This is a genomic window from Beijerinckia indica subsp. indica ATCC 9039 (assembly GCF_000019845.1).
Classification (GTDB): Bacteria; Pseudomonadota; Alphaproteobacteria; order Rhizobiales; family Beijerinckiaceae; genus Beijerinckia; species Beijerinckia indica.
Genome location: NC_010581.1, coordinates 262,142 through 279,195, shown reverse-complemented (window position 1 = coordinate 279,195; position 17,054 = coordinate 262,142). Strand labels below are relative to the sequence as shown.

Annotated in this window: 15 protein-coding genes; 8 read left to right on the top strand and 7 right to left on the bottom strand. The window is 57.1% G+C overall.

Going from position 1 to position 17,054, the window contains the following annotated elements; translation table 11 throughout:
* Position 1: 1 nt before the first annotated feature.
* Positions 2–2,335 (bottom strand): TonB-dependent receptor, encoded by a 2,334-nt coding sequence (locus BIND_RS01190; RefSeq protein ID WP_012383252.1) that lies wholly within the window; start codon positions 2,333–2,335, stop codon positions 2–4.
* Positions 2,336–2,649: 314 nt separating this feature from the next.
* On the opposite strand from BIND_RS01190, the gene BIND_RS01185 reads away from it, so the two are divergent.
* The 5 genes from BIND_RS01185 to BIND_RS01165 all read left to right on the top strand — a co-directional run bounded on the left by BIND_RS01185 (position 2,650) and on the right by BIND_RS01165 (position 7,338).
* Positions 2,650–3,957: a PepSY-associated TM helix domain-containing protein gene (locus tag BIND_RS01185; protein WP_012383251.1), complete on the top strand. Its 1,308-nt coding sequence runs from the start codon at positions 2,650–2,652 to the stop codon at positions 3,955–3,957.
* A gap of 87 nt (positions 3,958–4,044) precedes the next feature.
* Positions 4,045–4,725: a Fe2+-dependent dioxygenase gene (locus BIND_RS01180; protein ID WP_012383250.1), complete on the top strand. Its 681-nt coding sequence runs from the start codon at positions 4,045–4,047 to the stop codon at positions 4,723–4,725.
* A gap of 165 nt (positions 4,726–4,890) precedes the next feature.
* Complete coding sequence (exbB, locus tag BIND_RS01175) at positions 4,891–5,958, top strand: tonB-system energizer ExbB (RefSeq protein ID WP_012383249.1); 1,068 nt, start codon at positions 4,891–4,893, stop codon at positions 5,956–5,958.
* 2 nt (positions 5,959–5,960) lie between these two features.
* On the top strand, positions 5,961–6,494 hold the full coding sequence (exbD, locus tag BIND_RS01170) for a TonB system transport protein ExbD (RefSeq protein ID WP_012383248.1): 534 nt from the start codon (positions 5,961–5,963) through the stop codon (positions 6,492–6,494).
* Between the two features lie 34 nt (positions 6,495–6,528).
* Complete coding sequence (locus tag BIND_RS01165; protein WP_012383247.1) at positions 6,529–7,338, top strand: energy transducer TonB; 810 nt, start codon at positions 6,529–6,531, stop codon at positions 7,336–7,338.
* A 115-nt stretch (positions 7,339–7,453) separates the two neighbouring features.
* Here BIND_RS01165 and BIND_RS01160 read toward each other — a convergent pair whose 3' ends face one another.
* From BIND_RS01160 to BIND_RS01145, 4 genes are all read right to left on the bottom strand, one after another.
* A complete protein-coding gene (locus tag BIND_RS01160) occupies positions 7,454–8,725 on the bottom strand; it encodes a hypothetical protein (protein ID WP_012383246.1) in 1,272 nt (423 codons plus the stop codon).
* Between the two features lie 344 nt (positions 8,726–9,069).
* Positions 9,070–9,210 (bottom strand): hypothetical protein, encoded by a 141-nt coding sequence (locus tag BIND_RS21560; RefSeq protein WP_158304345.1) that lies wholly within the window; start codon positions 9,208–9,210, stop codon positions 9,070–9,072.
* Between the two features lie 57 nt (positions 9,211–9,267).
* Positions 9,268–9,720: a Crp/Fnr family transcriptional regulator gene (locus tag BIND_RS19905; RefSeq protein WP_012383244.1), complete on the bottom strand. Its 453-nt coding sequence runs from the start codon at positions 9,718–9,720 to the stop codon at positions 9,268–9,270.
* Between the two features lie 288 nt (positions 9,721–10,008).
* Positions 10,009–10,695 carry a response regulator transcription factor gene (locus BIND_RS01145; protein ID WP_012383243.1) on the bottom strand — a complete coding sequence of 229 codons (687 nt, stop codon included), beginning with the start codon at positions 10,693–10,695 and terminating at the stop codon, positions 10,009–10,011.
* Between the two features lie 449 nt (positions 10,696–11,144).
* Between BIND_RS01145 and BIND_RS01140 the strand changes: the two genes are divergently transcribed.
* On the top strand, positions 11,145–11,732 hold the full coding sequence (locus BIND_RS01140; protein ID WP_148210696.1) for a L,D-transpeptidase family protein: 588 nt from the start codon (positions 11,145–11,147) through the stop codon (positions 11,730–11,732).
* Between the two features lie 20 nt (positions 11,733–11,752).
* Here BIND_RS01140 and BIND_RS01135 read toward each other — a convergent pair whose 3' ends face one another.
* Both BIND_RS01135 and BIND_RS01130 read right to left on the bottom strand, forming a co-directional pair.
* The gene (locus tag BIND_RS01135) at positions 11,753–12,865 is read right to left on the bottom strand and encodes a retropepsin-like aspartic protease (protein WP_012383241.1); all 1,113 of its coding nucleotides are present in this window, start codon (positions 12,863–12,865) and stop codon (positions 11,753–11,755) included.
* 203 nt (positions 12,866–13,068) lie between these two features.
* Entirely contained in the window at positions 13,069–13,761 is a 693-nt protein-coding gene (locus BIND_RS01130) for a YggS family pyridoxal phosphate-dependent enzyme (protein WP_012383240.1), read from the bottom strand.
* A 106-nt stretch (positions 13,762–13,867) separates the two neighbouring features.
* On the opposite strand from BIND_RS01130, the gene leuS reads away from it, so the two are divergent.
* Positions 13,868–16,498, top strand: coding sequence for a leucine--tRNA ligase (leuS, locus tag BIND_RS01125; protein WP_041778283.1), 2,631 nt, complete (start codon positions 13,868–13,870; stop codon positions 16,496–16,498).
* The gene (lptE, locus tag BIND_RS01120) at positions 16,485–17,024 is read left to right on the top strand and encodes an LPS assembly lipoprotein LptE (RefSeq protein ID WP_012383238.1); all 540 of its coding nucleotides are present in this window, start codon (positions 16,485–16,487) and stop codon (positions 17,022–17,024) included. Before leuS ends, lptE begins: the two co-directional genes overlap by 14 nt.
* Positions 17,025–17,054 lie beyond the last annotated feature (30 nt).

Below are 17,054 nucleotides of genomic sequence, written 5' to 3'. Positions count from 1 at the left end.
CTTACCAGTGCAGTCTTGCCGTCAACTGGAGAGACCGTCCAACCCCTGGCACGGCAAAGCCAGCGCCGGCGATCGATTCATAATTGGTCGTGTTGAGCACGTTGAAGAGATTGGCTTGCAGCGAGAAATTCTCGGTAACCTGATAGCTCGTCATCAAGTCCCAACGCCAATAACTCGGCACCCATCCCGCATGTTGGACATTCGTCCAGCGTGAATCCACGAAATACACGCTGGTGCCAATTTTCCAGTCAGGCGTCACTTGATAGGTTGTCGAGAAGGACGCCTGATTGCGCGGCACATTCTGAACGACATTACCGACAAAGTTCGCATATTGTTGGCTCTGGAGAAGCCGGCCATCGAGATAAGTATAGCCAGCAAAGACATTCCATCCAGGTGTCACTTCACCGGTGGCACCAACTTCGATCCCCTTGACCCTGGTTTTACCAACAAGCGCCACGGTGGGCGGGCTGGTCGTGGCATCGATCGTTTCGACGGCATTGTTCTGGGTGATCATGAATGCAGCGCCGGTCAGGCTCAACCGGCTGTCGAAGAGATCAATCTTGGCACCGACCTCATGCGATTCATTCGTTGTCGCGCCGAGATTCTGTCCACCATTGGTGATGGTTGTATATTCCGCAAGCGGATTTACCGATGTGCCAAAGCTATAATAAAGCGTGGCATTGGGAGCCGGATGGAACAGGGCGGAGCCATTCCAGCTTGCAAAATTATTGGTGGATGAAAGATTGAATGGAGTGGTGCCATTCTGGCTCAGCGATCCATCCGCCCGGCTGCTATTGGCGGTAAATTGCCAAGCCTTGTAGAAATCATAGCGGAAGCCGCCCTTCAGTTCGAAATAATCATTAAACTTGACCTGATCGGACACATACATACCAATGTCACGCGCCTCAGTGCGTGTCAAAGTTGTATTCGGCCCGAAATTATTGCCAAATGGATAAGGGTCTGGATAGAGAAGATTGATGCGCTGGTTGGTCGTGGCCGCTGTCGTGTTATTCGTCGCCTGCCTCGCATTGTAGCGATCTTCCTTACTGAGATCGAGGCCCATCTGGATTGTATGTTTGAGTCCCCAAGTCTCCTCATGTCCGACAACATTGGTCAGATTGCTGATCATGCTATTGATCGTATGATTTTGAAAATGATTATTGTCGATCGAATAGAGACTGCCGATCGGCACACCCGCGAGCGAGGTCAGAGCCGTTCCACCGACGGGCTGCGCGTAAATAGCTGAGGTGGAAGCCACCCATTGAGGCGCGCGGGCACGCAGGAACCGATCGACATTGGAAAAGCGCGTCCCATTGGTGAGCATCCAATCCTTGTTGAATTCATGCTCCAGCTTAGCGGTGACGATATGCGCATCGACCTTTTCGGTATCGTTGAAGCCCGGCGTCTGCTGCCCGTAATAGGTCCCTCTCGAAACCGGCGCGGGTTTGCCATAAGACGTGCCGAAGATGGACCCCGGAACGATCGGAATGCCATAATCAGGCACATTATCATCATGTTGATAGATGTAGGAGAGCGTCAACTTCGTTTGCTCGGTGAACCGAAAAGCAATCGAAGGGGCCGCACCGACACGTTTGGTCCCGATGAAATTACGTCCCGCCGTATCCCAATCGGTGCCGAGAATGATAATACGCGCCGCAATGTCACCAAAGGTTCTGTTGACGTCAATCGTCGAACGCACGCCCGGCGCCGTATTGCCGGACAGTGAAAAATCCGTGAAATTTGTGAAAACCGGCAATTTGCTCACGACATTGATGACGCCACCCGTCGAGCCGCGACCGAAGATGAACGAGGACGGACCTTTATACACATCGATATTTTCGACGCTGAAGGAATCGCGCGAATACCAGGCAGGCTCACGGATACCATCACGATAGATGTCATTGCGCGCCGAAAATCCGCGAATGTTGATATTGTCGCCCTGCGTGCCGCCCTCCGCGCTATTGATCGAAATGCCCGGCACATTGCGCAAGGCCTCGACCATGGTTGTCGTCTGCTGATCGCGCAGCAATTGCTGCGGAATGACATTGATGCTCTGCGCCGTATCGAGGATCGGCTCCGGCAGACGGTCGAGCCCCGTGGAGCGGGGATTGTAGGCGCTGCCGTTGTTGCTGGCATTGCCGGCTTCAACCTCGATCTGTTCAAGCGCGAGATTCGTGCTCTCCTGGGCGGTCGCGGCGCCACCGCCGAGCATGAGCGAGGCAAGCCCGACAACCGCGTTCTTGAGCGGCGGACGCGCCTTGGCCTTGATGTAAAGTTCTGTCGCCGGAGTATTTGCCGCGCTTCCCTCAAAAATCTCGAACTCGTCCCGTTTCATTGCGGCCTACTCCTTCAGGCTATGCCAACGGTCGGAGGCGCGACCGTCGGGAATGCTCGAAGCCGGCCCGCGCCGTGCATCCGCACGTGCCAACCAAGCTTTCGCGCATGCAACCAAGAGCCCCACGACTCTCGGGTATTCTTTGACTCTTGCGTATTCTTTTGGACTTAGAATAATTCTAATCGAATTACTTCCATACGATTCGATATCATAGAATTATACGTTACACAAACGGACTTATTCTTTTTCTATTCTTAATTAGAATAATTAAAAAACAGGCTCTACTTGCTTTTTGAAAGCCAGGCGCCCATAAGATGGTCATGCGGCGCGATCATGTTGGAGCCATGGCTTTTTCTCACTCTTCCAGACCTTCTCTCGCAGAGGCGTCCCCGATCAAAAAACGCCCCGGGACCTGGCGACCGCTCTGGCGCAAGATTCATCTCTACCTCGGTTTCGGCTCAGGATTGGTGCTCCTGGTCCTCGCGCTGAGCGGGATCACCTTGATCTTCAGCGATGATCTCGATCGTCTCCTGCATCCGGATTTTTACGCAACGACCGGCGCCGAAGCCGCGCTCACGCCCGACGTCTATCTCGCCGCCGCCACAGCCGTCGTGCCGGAGGGCGCGGCAACGCAATTGCGCTGGCCACGGACGACCGGCGCGCCGGTGACCGTCCTGGTTCGGGCGGAGCCCAAACATCGCGCAACTGATCAAGGCGCCGATCACACCGCCACGAAGAAAGATATGGACGCCGCCCCCTCCGGGGAACGTCGCAACGAGGCGCGCCAGTTTCTCGTTTTTCTTGATCCACCGACCGCGCGGGTCCTCGGCACCGTCAATTATCGCGAGCGTTTCGCCGCTATTGTCCTCAGTCTGCATCGCAGTCTTTTGGTGCCGCAATGGTTCGGGGCCGATATCGTCGGCTTCTCCGGCATCGGTCTCGCGATCCTCTGCGTGACCGGCCTGGTGCTTTGGTGGCCGCGCGGCCCTTTCCTTAAGGGTCTGTATTTCCATCGCGGCCGCTATCTGCGCACCAATTTGCATTATACGACCGGTTTCTGGGTCCTGGCGCCGCTCACCATCATGGTCGTGACTGGTTTGACACTGAGCTATCCGCGACAGGCGCGCGGCCTCGTCAATGTGTTCGCAGAGCTCTCGCCACGTCCGCCCGAGCGGCCTGGTCGCGATGCTCTGTTGCTGGCGCCGCATCTCGACCCCGCCGAGATTCTCGATCGAGCCCTGGCGCAGATCCGCCAAGAGGCCCCGGAAACGCTGCTGCGGCCCGTGTCACTCACTTGGCCATCCATGAGCGGTAAGGTGTGGCGCGTCCAACTAGATCTCGGGCAAGAAGAAAGCACTCTGCTGATCGATGATGCGACGGGCGAGGTCGCACGCGCCCCAGAAACACTCTCGGGTGAGGCTTTGCTGCTCTTCCTGCGGCGTCTCCATGGCGCGACCCATCACGGCCTCGTCTGGGAAGGCCTCGCTCTTCTCGCCGGCCTCGGCATCCCCCTGCTTCTCGTCACCGGCATTCTGATGTGGCTGCGTCGGCGCCCACACGCAGTGGAAAACCTGCCGGCCACGGCTGTCTGCTTGCCTGAATCCGAGCAAAGCGCAGCCTAATCCACAGTCTTATCTTTCGGCCTCATTCAGGGGCCAGCCGCATGTATCGTCATCGAGAGCGTTGCCTTTTCCGAGAAGAATTGTGACATGATCGTTCACATCCCCGCAGTTCTCAATGCCGAGCAGATCGCGCGCTGTCGCGCGGTCATGCAGACAGGTGACTGGATCGACGGTCGTGTGACTGCCGGCCATCAATCGAGACTCGTGAAGAACAATCTGCAATTGCCGGAAAGCAGTCCCGAACATCAAGAACTCGGCGAAATGATCGTGCGGGCCTTGTGGCATAATCCCCTCTTCATTTCCGCCGTCCTGCCGCATACGATCTTTCCACCCTTGTTCAACCGTTACGATGTTGGCATGGGATTTGGTACACATGTGGATACGGCCGTGCGACGGAACTTGGATGGCAGCTTGCGTATCCGTACCGATGTTTCGGCCACTTTGTTCCTGGCCGGCCCCGAAGATTATGACGGTGGCGAACTGACCATCGAGGATACTTACGGCACGCATAGCGTGAGATTGCCTGCTGGCGACCTCATCATCTATCCGGCGGATAGCTTGCATTTTGTTTCACCGGTGACGCGCGGTTCGCGCATTGCGTCGTTTTTTTGGATTCAGAGTTTGATTCGTGACAAGACGCAGCGAAACTTGCTATTCAATTTAGATACAGCAATTATGCGCCTGACCGAAGATGTAGCGGGCAACCCCGCGCTGGTCTCTTTGCAGGGCGTTTACCACAATCTGCTGCGTCAATGGGCTGAGATCTAAGCAAAACGCACGGCTCATAAGCAATCGCGACGCGTTTGCTCAAAGCGAAAATCCGGGAGGCTGCACAATCCGGTCGCTCGCTGATTCATTTAGAACGCAGGCATAATCAATTTGGCGTGAATGAGACCGGACCCGTGGAATGATGGAGACGAGGAAGGATATGCGATGACCGACTGTAGACATGTGCTTAACCTGCAGGAGCGCTTGCCGCAGCGCCCCGCGCGAACGAGGCGGGAGAGAAGAACAACGCTTCTGCCGCTGGTCTGTCTCACTCAATTCGCTCTCGTCTCGGCGCCCGTGCTGATCCTGGGGCCGAGCCTAGCGCTTGCACAAACCGCGTCTCAACAGCCGTCAGCGTCAAGCCCTTCTCCTCTGGCTCCCTCTTCTCAAACCGCGTCTTCTCAAGCCACGCCGGCCGCTGAGCCGGCGGCACCAGCGGCAACCGCCGCCTCCGAGGCTCCCGCTGTTGAACCCGGGAGCGTCGCCGCTGCCGTCGATCCTTCCAACATTCCGCATGATCTTTCGCCTTGGGGCATGTTCACGCATGCCGATATCATCGTCCAGGGCGTCATGCTGGGCCTCCTGTTCGCCTCCCTGGTGACCTGGACCATCGGCATCGCCAAATGCCTCGAACTCATGGCGGGCGACCGCAATGCCCGGCGTGGGCTCAATATTCTCTCCGGCGCGCAGAGCCTGCGTCTCGCTGATAGTGCTCTTGAAGGCACGCTCGGACGCGGCAAGGGCGTCGTGGCGAAGCTGGTCAGCGCCGCCATTGCCGAGGCCGAACGGTCCCAGGGCCTGCCGGCGGATGGTGTCAAGGAACGCGCCGCCGCGCTTTTGAGCCGGATCGAGATCCGCGCCAGCCGGGCGATGACACGCGGCACCGGCCTCCTCGCAACCATCGGCGCAACCGGTCCCTTCGTCGGTCTGTTCGGCACCGTCTGGGGCATCATGAACAGTTTCATCGGCATTTCGAAATCCAATACGACCAATCTCGCCGTCGTCGCGCCTGGCATCGCCGAGGCTCTTCTGGCGACCGCCTGCGGTCTCGTGGCCGCCATTCCCGCCGTCATCATCTACAATGTCTTCTCGCGCGCCATCGCCGGCTACAAAGGCATTCTCGGTGATGCCTCGACCGAAGTGTTGCGGCATCTCTCGCGCGACCTCGACCGTGCCGCCCTCAAGGATCAAAAGGACTGGCGCGTCACCAATCTGCGGCAGCCGGCGGAATAATCATGGGCGCGAAACTCTCGACAGGCGATAGCGACGATCTCGAGGAAAACCACGAGATCAATGTCACCCCCTTCATCGATGTCATCTTGGTGCTGTTGATCATTTTCATGGTCGCGGCGCCCTTGTCGACGGTCGATGTCAAGGTTGATCTGCCGGCCTCCTCGGCACAACCGGCGCCGCGACCAGACAAGCCCGTCTTCGTCACCCTCAAGCCGGATCAATCCATCTATGTGGGTGACGCGCAGGTGGCACGCGACAGGCTCGGCGCCATGCTCGATCAGACAACGCAATCGGATCATGAGCAACGCGTCTTCGTGCGCGCCGATAAAACCGTCCCCTATGGTGATCTCATGGAAATGATGAATCTGCTCCGCAAGGCTGGCTATTTGAAGATCGGTCTCGTCGGTCTTGAAACCGTGCCCAGCGCGTCGGCAGCTTCCGTTCCTGGAACTTCCGTTCAAGGGACCTCCACTTCGGGCACCGGAGCCGCGCCCGGAAGTTCCGGCGCACCGTCATCGGTGAAGTCGCCTCTTTGAAACCATCATCCCCGCGATGTCATAGGAAGATTTGATGAGTTTCATCTCGGACCGCCCTTTTCTGCCGCCTGAGGAGGAGGGCCTCGACACCAAGAAATGGGTCCTGGCCGGAACGCTGGTGCTTTTGGCGCATGCGGGTCTCGTCTTCTGGTTGACGCGTCCGCACGAAGATGACCTGGCCGCCGGTCAACTCGAACCGGCGGTCATGATCGATCTCGGGCCCGAGGCCATGGCGCCGCCGGTGGATACGCCAGCGGAAGTCGCGCCGCAGCAGATGACCGAGGCTGATCCAGAGGAGAACAAGGAAAAACCGGATCCTGATCCGGTCCCCGACCAACCGGTGCCACCGCCAGAACTACCACCCTTGCCGGAAACACCGGTCGTGCCCAAGGCGGAAGTGGTGATGCCGGCCAAACCGGTCGTCAAAAAGCCGCCGCCGAAGAAAAAAGACGTCAAGAAGGAGCATGCACCGAAAACCACGGCTCCGGTGCAGACCAATGCCAGAGCATCAAACGCGGCCGCCTCGGCGGCGACGGGCGCTGGCGGCTCATCCGCGGCCGCGAATGATTGGAAAAGCCGGGTCTTTTCGCAACTCGCCCGCAACAAACGCTATCCCGATTCCGAACGTCAGAATGGCGTGCAAGGTGTTGTGGGCCTGGCTTTCACCATTGATCGCTCTGGCAATGTGCTTTCCGCGCATGTCTCCCGCAGTTCCGGTTCCTCGGCCCTCGACAATGCGGCTGTGGAAATGGTTCATCGCGCAAGCCCGCTGCCCGCACCGCCCGATGACATCGGCGGCAGCCGGATCACCCTCTCGGCGCCGGTCCGCTTCAGCGTGCATTAGACCCGACATGAATTCAGGTGATTGTATCTGAACAGGTCTTAACACCAACGGTCACAGAAACTTGACCGTTGGTGTTCACGAGCAAAGAGCTTCTGATCTCTTTCCGCCTTTTTCATCATGCGCTCTGAATCAGGGTTTGCGGCTGGCTTTGCTTCGGCTCAAACAATTGCAAACACAATCGAATCGAAAGAGTGATCGTGAGAATTGAAAAGACGATCTGTGTCCCGGCCAGCCAATATTCGGGAGATGAATGGAAGACTGCCATATAATATTTCATGGCCACGGCTTTGCCTTCGTTAACTTCGACTCCCATTTGAAATTGGGCGTTTTGGAAAAATTTGCCGGCCCACGGCACAGCTGAGATTAGCACACTATAGACAGCATCGATTGTGTTGCGCCCAACGATGAGCATCAAGGGAAAGACCATCATAAAATATTCTGGGTTCACGTGATAAAATAAAGAAAAGAATATCAAAATGGTGGCGGAACTGGCGGTGATGACACGCATACTATCCGTCGGTCCAAAACCCTTGATGAAAATAATGAGAGCGGGAATCAGGGAAGCCGATAAGGCAAGCATTCCTGAAAAAGGACCATAATCCTGGAAGCTCAGATGCCGATAGGTTTTCAGGAGAATCCAGAAATTTGTCCCAAAATACGGGTCTGGGCGGAAGCTTACAAGGGGAAGCGGCAGGCCGTGCATGATCCGGTGAATGGACATCAGACCATAAACGAGAATGACCGGCGATAAACCGATCGCGCCATAAGCTATGATCCGCTTTCTGGAACAGAAGGCGAGCAGTGTAAAAATCTCAAGTATAATAAAAAGCTTGCCACATATGACGCCAAGCCCGCAGGAGAATAAGGCCAGCCTGTGTCGCCCGGATATGAAGAGAAGAATGGCAAGCAGCAAAAAGGCGGTGACGATCACCACATCCTGGGCCATGACGATTGATGTCATCCACCCCATCGGCAGAGCGAGAAAACCAAGCAGGCAAAGGCCAAAGCGTCCTGGACTGAATTCCAGCCTCATCATCAACCGATAGAAGAGGAAGCCGACCAGAATCTCGTAAACGACCATGGTCAAACGGAATGACAGGAAATCGGGCAGAAAAAATTGCAAGAGATAGGCGGGAAAGAGCTCCAGAAAAGGGAGAAACGGTGGGTATTGTTCGTAGCCAGGATATTGATAAGTCAAAATGCAAAATGGCGAGCGCATCATTGTCATATGCATGGCAACGTCATTGCCAAGTTCTTTTCCCCCCGTCACCCAAAATAATAAAGCGAGCAGAAGCAGTCGCGCCACCAAAAGAACCAAAAGAAATAGTGGGAGCGTCAGAAACGAAGTAAGAGCCTGACCAATCCTCATTGTCAGCTTGTTTCCCATTTCCTGGCCTTTGCAAGACATGTCGCAAAACTTATCGGCTATGGACGCTCTGCGTAAGCGTGGTCCACGGCGTCAGCAAGCAATTCTTGGTTGCAGCCGATGGGACATAACAATACCCCGGCACGCATTATATGTGACCACGCTATCGAGCATCCTGTGGGCCGACTGATCCTGACATTTGCGGATATGAATCTCAGGATCAGTCGGCCCGCGAGCGCATGTCTCGATCATTCGGCATTGGAGAGACGCTATAAGACCAAGGGTCGTAAAGAACGACCTTTGGTTCCTTTCTTGAATTTTCGCTTTTTCAAAGCGAGAGCGAAAATTCAAGAGCGGTCCAACGGTCATTCATCATGACCATTGGCATAAGACCAAGGATCGCAAAAAGCGATTTTTCGTGCTTCTTGAATGTCCCCTTTTTCAAAGAGATGACGAAATTCGAGAATGGTCCATCCGTCATGTCCATCACCGATCGCATAAGCCATGACAACGGTGCCAAATTCAACCCAAACGTGTCGCCCTTTCTGATCCAATGCTCAGAGTCACGCAGCATCTCGAAACGTCGTCATCCTGAAGTCCTGCATCATGTCCCGCAAAGCCTGGATCAAGACCTCCTGCATGGCGGCAGCACCAGAAGGAAAATTCTGCAAGATCGTCTGAAACACATGCCGGGAAATGAATAAGGCGCTGGTTGTTTCGCGCGCCGTGGCGGTGACAGGACGCGGGATCGGCATCAGCAGGGCTTTGGTGCCAACGAGCGTGCCACGGCCGACATGTGCGTGCATCGCGGCATCTCCCACTCCCCGGCTCAATTGCAAGGAACCGGTGGTGATCAGAAAACTGCCATGCGAGGGATCGCCTTGGCGGAACAGGATTTCACGCGGCAGGAAGAGACGCGCCTCAGCACATTGAGCGAGTTTACGCAAAGCCGCTCTATCAAAACCGGCAAAAGCCGGGTTCAAGGAAAGATCGTCAATCGTCTCATCGAGGCCCATTCCTCGCCGCTCCCGTTTCCGCTGGCATGACGCCTTCATCATACCCCACATCGTGCTCGCCCCTTCTGACAACGCATTGCGATGCCGCCGAGAGTGCGTGACACTTTTGGGAGTGAATGACACTGTTGGCGGCGATGCATCAAAGGCTGGATTGCCCGGCCTCATCATGACGATGATTGTCGGAGCTTTCCCATTTTCGAGCAAGCATGGAATGGCATCAAAACGACTGTTTGGAGCAGCGCTACAAGCCTCGCGCAAGCCCCAGACAACAGCGTTGGATCATCAAGGTCACGGCACCAATTTATAGCCGCCGGTCTCCGTGATCAGCAATTGCGCCTTGGCGGGATCTTCCTCGATCTTCTGGCGCAGCCGGTAAATATGTGTTTCCAGTGTATGCGTCGTCACATTGGCATTATAGCCCCAGACCTCGCGCAACAAGACGTCTCGGGTGACAACGGTCTGGCCGGCGCGATAGAGGAAACGCAAGATCGCGGTTTCCTTCTCGGTCAGCCGCAGCTTGGAGCCCTTCTCGTTGATGAGATGTTTGGCGCCCGGCTGGAATGTATAATGCCCGATGCGGAACATAGCCTCGTCGCTGCTTTCATGCTGACGCAGATGAGCGCGGATCCGCGCGAGCAGGACGGCGAAGCGGAAGGGTTTCGTCACATAATCATTGGCGCCGGCATCCAATCCTTGCACCGTGTCGCCTTCAGAATCATGGCCTGTGAGCATGATGACCGGATTTTTGAATCCCTCCTCCCGCATCTGCTTGACCGCGTCGCGCCCATCCATATCGGGCAAGCCAACATCCATGAGGATGAGATCCGGCGTCTCCTGATGGATCACAGCGAGGGCTGCTTGCGCGGTCTCGGCGGGCAGAATGGTGAATTCCTCATGCAAGGCGAATTGTTCGGAGAGGGCCGAACGGAGATCGCTATCATCGTCGACGATGAGGATCTTGAGAACCTGCGACATAGAGAGTGAGTCCTTAAAGACGGCGTCCGGGCGCTCCTCGAAATTCGCGCCTTTTTGACACGCTGAGCGACGTTCGTGCCCAGGCCAGTGCGCCATCGCTTGAGCCTGTCGTGAATGAACCTGTCGTGAAGCAGGTTAGAACATCCGACCCAAATCGCTTTCCCCTTCCGAGGCGGGTGTCCTAGACTTTTGTGGTCGCGTTTTGCCAATGCGATAAAAAATAATATGTCGAGATCTTGATCCTTGGCCAAAAAACATCGCTCTTTCAAGATCCTTTGCTGGAAGTCTCTCCTTTGAATCAAGATCTTTGGTAAAATAATTAGGAAGTTCACAGTGATTTGCCCAGGGGGTGGTCCGGCATGGCGGGCATGCGGCAGATAAAAGGCTCGATAGTTTCGCGGGAAACTTCCGCAAAGCGCCTTTCTTCAAGGGCGCTTTGCAACGTGAAAATGCCCCAAAGAGCCCCTCGCCGGACGGTCAAACCGGCGGGAAATGCCCTTTTGCGCCATTTCCGCGTAGGGCGTCCGGCCGCCGGCTCAAATCCCTCGCGCGGCAAAATTCTGGCGGGAGCGCTGGTTTTGCCCTGCGCCTTGGGCAAGACGGGGATCAAAGCCAGAAAGCGCGAGGGGGACCATGCCTCGCCGCTCGGGACTTATCGGCTGCTTGGTGGGTTTTTCCGGGCCGATCGCATGCCACGGCCGCGTAGTCTCGTGCCTTTGCGGGTGCTGCGTCCGGACATGGGCTGGTGTGATGATACTAGAAGTTTTCTCTATAATCGGCCCATGCGCCTGCCAGCCAAGGTGAAGAGCAAGCTCAGCCACGAAGTCCTCTGGCGCGAGGATCATCTCTATGATCTCATGATCATCCTTGATCATAATCAGTGCCCGCGCGTCCGCGGGCATGGCAGCGCAATTTTTCTGCATTGCGCCAGGCCGGATTTCGTACCAACAGAAGGCTGTATCGCTTTGCCCCTGCCGGTCCTGCGCAAGCTTTTGCCGCGTCTTTCACGCGGCTGTACGCTGCGAATTGGCCGCTGAATCCTTGCGGCGCGGAGCCATTACCGCGTCGAGATCGTAATTGTGCGCGGATCGATCGCCACATGGAAGCGCGACAGGAAACTCAAGCCGAGCAAACCATCAACATTGGCGCCATAGGCGCCGGCATTGTCAGACTGAACGACGACGATGGTGTTCTTTGCCTCGAGCGAACGGAGTTTGATCGTTTTCGCCTGCCCCCTCTTGCCATCGGTCATTCCATTGGCCGTATGCAGGCGCACCGCACTGCCTTCGTCGATATCGATATTGGCCTTGCGCGCGAAACTGTCCTTGAGTGAGACGAAACTCGCCCCTGTATCCAGAATGAATTGGCCCGGCACGCCATTGACCAGCACTGTGAGCTTAACGACGCCCTTGCCCGCGCTGTTTGGAAAAACCTCGACCCCGGTCTTCATGTTCGCCTTGCATTGCCCCTTGGCGGTATAAGTGGCGATCATCATTTGCGTCTGGGGCGTCTCGCGGCGCGGCGCATTCATCTCCACCCAGGATTGGACCGCCTGCGCGGCATCGCAAGGCTGCCCCAAAGCGTCATAGACCTTCGCCATTTTGAAATAGGGAGTGCTCACGACTTGTTCCTTGTTCGGAACGAGTTCGAGAGTCGAAATATAATCGTCGAGAGCCCCTTTGTACTCGCCCGCGCCATCCCGCGCGAGAGCGCGCAGAAAATAGCCGTTGTGACTGAAGGGTTCCATTTTGATGAGATTGGTGGCGAGTTCGGCCGCGCCCTTGAAATCCGAGAGCCCGAGCAGAATATTCACCGCAGCCTGGAGCGATTGTGCATAACCTCCACAGCTTTCCGAGAAATGTGCATGGGCATTGGCGGCTTCTCGTCTGTAGCCAACTTTCTGCAATGCATTGGCCAAGGCCACGATCGCCTGCCGGTCGCAGGGCTCCCGACTCAATTCATCCAGCGGTTTGCGCAGGATTTCGTTGGCCGCCACATCTGCCGGGAGATTGATCGACAGGCGGTTCAAGGTCGCCGCGACGGAGGCCGATTCGGCAAGAGCGGGCCATGCCGTGAAGGGTGACGAAAACAGAGCCAGAACACAAGCAAGGCGCCGCGTCCTCGCAAGCGTCCGGCTGGCGCGGAAACTGTCTGGTGCTTCCCATCTCATGCAATCGCTTCACATTTTAGCGCTGCTGTATTTTAGCGCCGTTTCGATATCCCAATGTATATAATACCAGACCAAAAAGAGGGTATCACTTTTTGGACACATTTATGCCTTTTTCAAAAAGGTAGAGTTTATCGCCAGGTTCCAATTTGACGCGACAGGCTCACGGAGGAATATCCGCCTCGGCGTTGAAGATATCGCCCCTCTCAACGCGCGCCGAAGAGCGCGCTCCCGATCCGCACATGGGTCGCGCCCAATTGGATCGCCAGTTCATAATCAGCGCTCATGCCCATCGAGAGATTGGTAAGGCCGTGGCGCTCGGCAATCTTGTTTAACAGAGCAAAATGCGGAGAGGCCTGATCATCGACCGGCGGAATGCACATGAGGCCGGAAATCACAAGCCCGAACTCTTTTTGGCATTGCTCGATGAAGGAATCAGCCTCTTGCGGCAGAACGCCGGCCTTTTGCGGCTCGGCGCCGGTATTGACCTGAATATAAAGGCGCGGATGCTTTCCGCTCTTCTGAATCTCTTCGGCGATGGCGCGGGCGATTTTCTCCCGATCCACCGTCTCGATACAATCAAAAAAACCCACCGCCTCGCGTGCTTTGTTCGATTGCAGGGGGCCAATCAGGTGAAGTTCGACGCCAGGATAAGCTGGGCGCAAGGCAGGCCATTTATCCATGGCCTCCTGCACCCGATTTTCCCCAAAAATGCGCTCGCCCGCCGAAAGAACCGGCTCGATCGCTTCCGCTGGAAAGGTTTTGGAAACGCAAACAAGGTTCACTGAGGACGGCGCGCGTCCGGCATCGCGCGCCGCGCGGGCGATATGGCCACGGATCACCGCCAGCCGTTCAAGCACGTTGTCGGGGAGAGGTTCCGGCGCCTGCGGACTATGCATGGCTCAAGCCCTCGCGATGAGCGGAAGGCCTGATCCTTGACCGGCTTTCCCAATAATGCTGTTTACCGGAACCAGCAGATTCATTTTCAAAAGATTGATCCTCGGCATGGACTCGGAGCGCTATAACGCCCGCGAAGCGGAACCCAAATGGCAGAAGATTTGGGAGGAGGCGGCCCTGTTCCAGACCGCTAATGCGGACACGCGGCCAAAATATTACGTGCTTGAGATGTTCCCTTATCCGTCCGGGCGCATCCATATGGGCCATGTTCGCAATTATACCATGGGCGATGTGATCGCCAGGTATAAAAGAGCGAAGGGATTTGGCGTTCTGCATCCGATGGGCTGGGACGCTTTCGGCATGCCGGCGGAAAATGCCGCCATGCAGAACAAAAGTCATCCCGCCGAATGGACCTATGCCAATATCGCCACCATGCGGGCGCAATTGAAATCCATGGGCCTTTCGCTCGACTGGTCGCGCGAGATCGCAACCTGTGACGTCGCCTATTATAAACACGAACAGCGTCTGTTCCTCGATCTGCTCGATATGGGCCTCGCCTATCGCAAGCAGTCCAAGGTCAATTGGGATCCGGTCGATTGCACCGTGCTCGCCAATGAGCAGGTGATCGACGGACGCGGCTGGCGCTCCGGTGCGCTCGTCGAGCAGCGCGAACTGACGCAATGGTTCCTGAAGATCGGCGATTTCGCCGAGGACCTTCTCTTAGCCCTCGAGACTCTGACCCGCTGGCCGGAAAAAGTGCGGCTGATGCAGGCGAATTGGATTGGCCGCTCAGAAGGGCTGCTGCTGCGTTTCGCCCTGGCGCCGAATGCCGCGATCGAGGCGTGCGAAATCGAGGTCTATACGACCCGGCCCGACACGCTCTTCGGCGCCAAATTTATCGCCATCGCCGCCGATCATCCGCTCGCCACGGCCTGTGCCGCAAGCGATCCGACACTGCCCGCCTTCATCAGCGAATGCCGGCGCATGGGCACATCCGTCGCGGCTCTCGAGACGGCCGAGAAGAAAGGCTACGATACCGGCCTCAAGGTTCGTCATCCCTTTGATGAAAACTGGCTCTTGCCTGTCTATGTCGCCAATTTCGTCTTGATGGATTACGGCACCGGCGCGGTGTTCGGCTGCCCGGCCCATGATCAGCGCGATCTTGATTTCGCCAATGCCTATGGTCTCGGCAATCAGCCGGTGGTCTGTCCACCGGATGTGAATCCTGATGAATTCGTCATTACCGATACGGCTTTTGACGGCGAGGGCGTGCTGGTCAATTCGCGCTTCCTCGACGGCATGACGATCGAGGAGGCCAAGGCCGAGGTCACGCGGCGGTTGGAAGCCGCCACGCTCGGCAATGCTCCGCAGGCCAAAAAGCGGGTCAATTTCCGCCTACGTGACTGGGGCATTTCGCGCCAGCGCTATTGGGGCTGCCCGATTCCGATTATCCATTGCGAGGCTTGCGGTATCGTGCCCGTGCCGCGCGCCGATCTGCCGGTCACGCTGCCAAAGGATGTGAGTTTCGACGAGCCCGGCAATCCGCTTGACCGGCATCCGACCTGGAAACAGGTGAACTGCCCGCAATGCGGGCGGCCGGCCCGGCGCGAGACGGATACAATGGATACATTCGTCGATTCGTCCTGGTATTTCGCGCGCTTTACCGATCCATGGAACGAGGCCGATCCAACGACGCCCGAGGCGATTTCCCATTGGCTGCCGGTCGATCAATATATCGGCGGGATCGAACATGCGATCCTCCACCTGCTCTATGCGCGGTTCTTCACCCGTGCGATGCAGGTGACCAGCCATATGGGCGATGTGAAGGAGCCCTTTTCAGGTCTCTTCACACAGGGCATGGTGGTGCATGAAACCTACCGCGCCAAGGATGGCGCCTGGCTGTTTCCCTCGCAATTACGGTTCGAAACACAGGGCAACGAACGCCGCGCCTTCCGTCTCGATACGGGCGAGGAAGCCTTGATCGGCCCGATCGAGAAAATGTCGAAGTCGAAGCGCAATACGGTCGATCCCGACGAGATCATTTCGACCTATGGCGCCGATACGGCGCGCTGGTTCGTGCTGACCGGCTCACCGCCGGAACGCGATGTGATCTGGACCGAGGAAGGCGTGCAGGGCGCCTCCAAATTTGTACAGCGGCTGTGGCGGCTGATCGGCGAATTGGCCGAAGCGGCGGGCCCCGAGCCTGTGCCACAACCCGCGCTCTTTGGCGAGGCCGCGGCGGCAATCCGCAAAGCGGCGCATGGCGCCTTGATCAAGGTCGAGAACGACATCGAACGGCTGCATTTCAACACGGCCATCGCGAGCGTGCATGATCTCGCCAATAAGCTCTCGGCGGCGATCGGAGCGATCGAATCCGAGGTGATTGGGGATGACCTGCGTTTCGCCTGCCGCGAGGCGGCCTCGATCATAGTGCGTCTCTTCGCGCCGATGATGCCGCATCTCGCCGAGGAATGCTGGACACGTCTTGGCTATGCAACCATGGTCGCGCAAAGCTTCTGGCCAGAAGCCGACCCGAGCCTTGTCGTCGAGGATGAGATCAGCCTGCCGGTTCAGGTCAATGGACGCAAGCGCGCCGATCTCACCATTGCGCGCGAGGCGAGCGAGGCCGAGATCCAGGCAGCCGCCGTGGCGCTCGAGGCCGTGCAGAAAGCCCTCGAAGGCAAGCCCGTGAAGAAGATTATCGTGGTCCCCCGGAGGATCGTGAATGTGGTTGCGTGAGAAAATTCGGCGGTGCGCCTCTCGGCTCCCGCGTCAGGCCTTAATCGCCGGGTTTGGCTCTCTCCTGCTGGCCGGCTGCCTGCAGCCGGTCTATGGGCCGCTGAGCGCGGGCGGTTCCGTCGAAAGTGAATTGCAGGCGATCCAGATCGATCCGATTTCTGATCGATTGGGCCATTATCTCGGCAATGAACTAATCTTCAATCTCAATGGCACGGGTTCTCATGTGCCACCGAAATATCGGCTCAAGGTCGTTGTCTTCGAATCCGTGCAGACGCCCCTGATCGATACAGTCAGCGGCCGTGCGAGCGCCGCCACGGTCGTCGTGAATGCCATCTATATTCTGACCCCTGTCGGCGGCGACGTGCCGATCACCAAGGGCACCGCCACCGTTACGGCGAGTTATGATCGCAACAGCCAGCGTTTCGCCAATCTGCGGGCGGCCCGCGACGCGGAGATTCGTGACGCCAAGGCGCTTGCCGATCAAATCCGCCTGCGCCTGGCCACAGCCTTTGCCGCCAAGGGATGAGCCAGACCAGTCCTGTCCCGATCGGCTCAT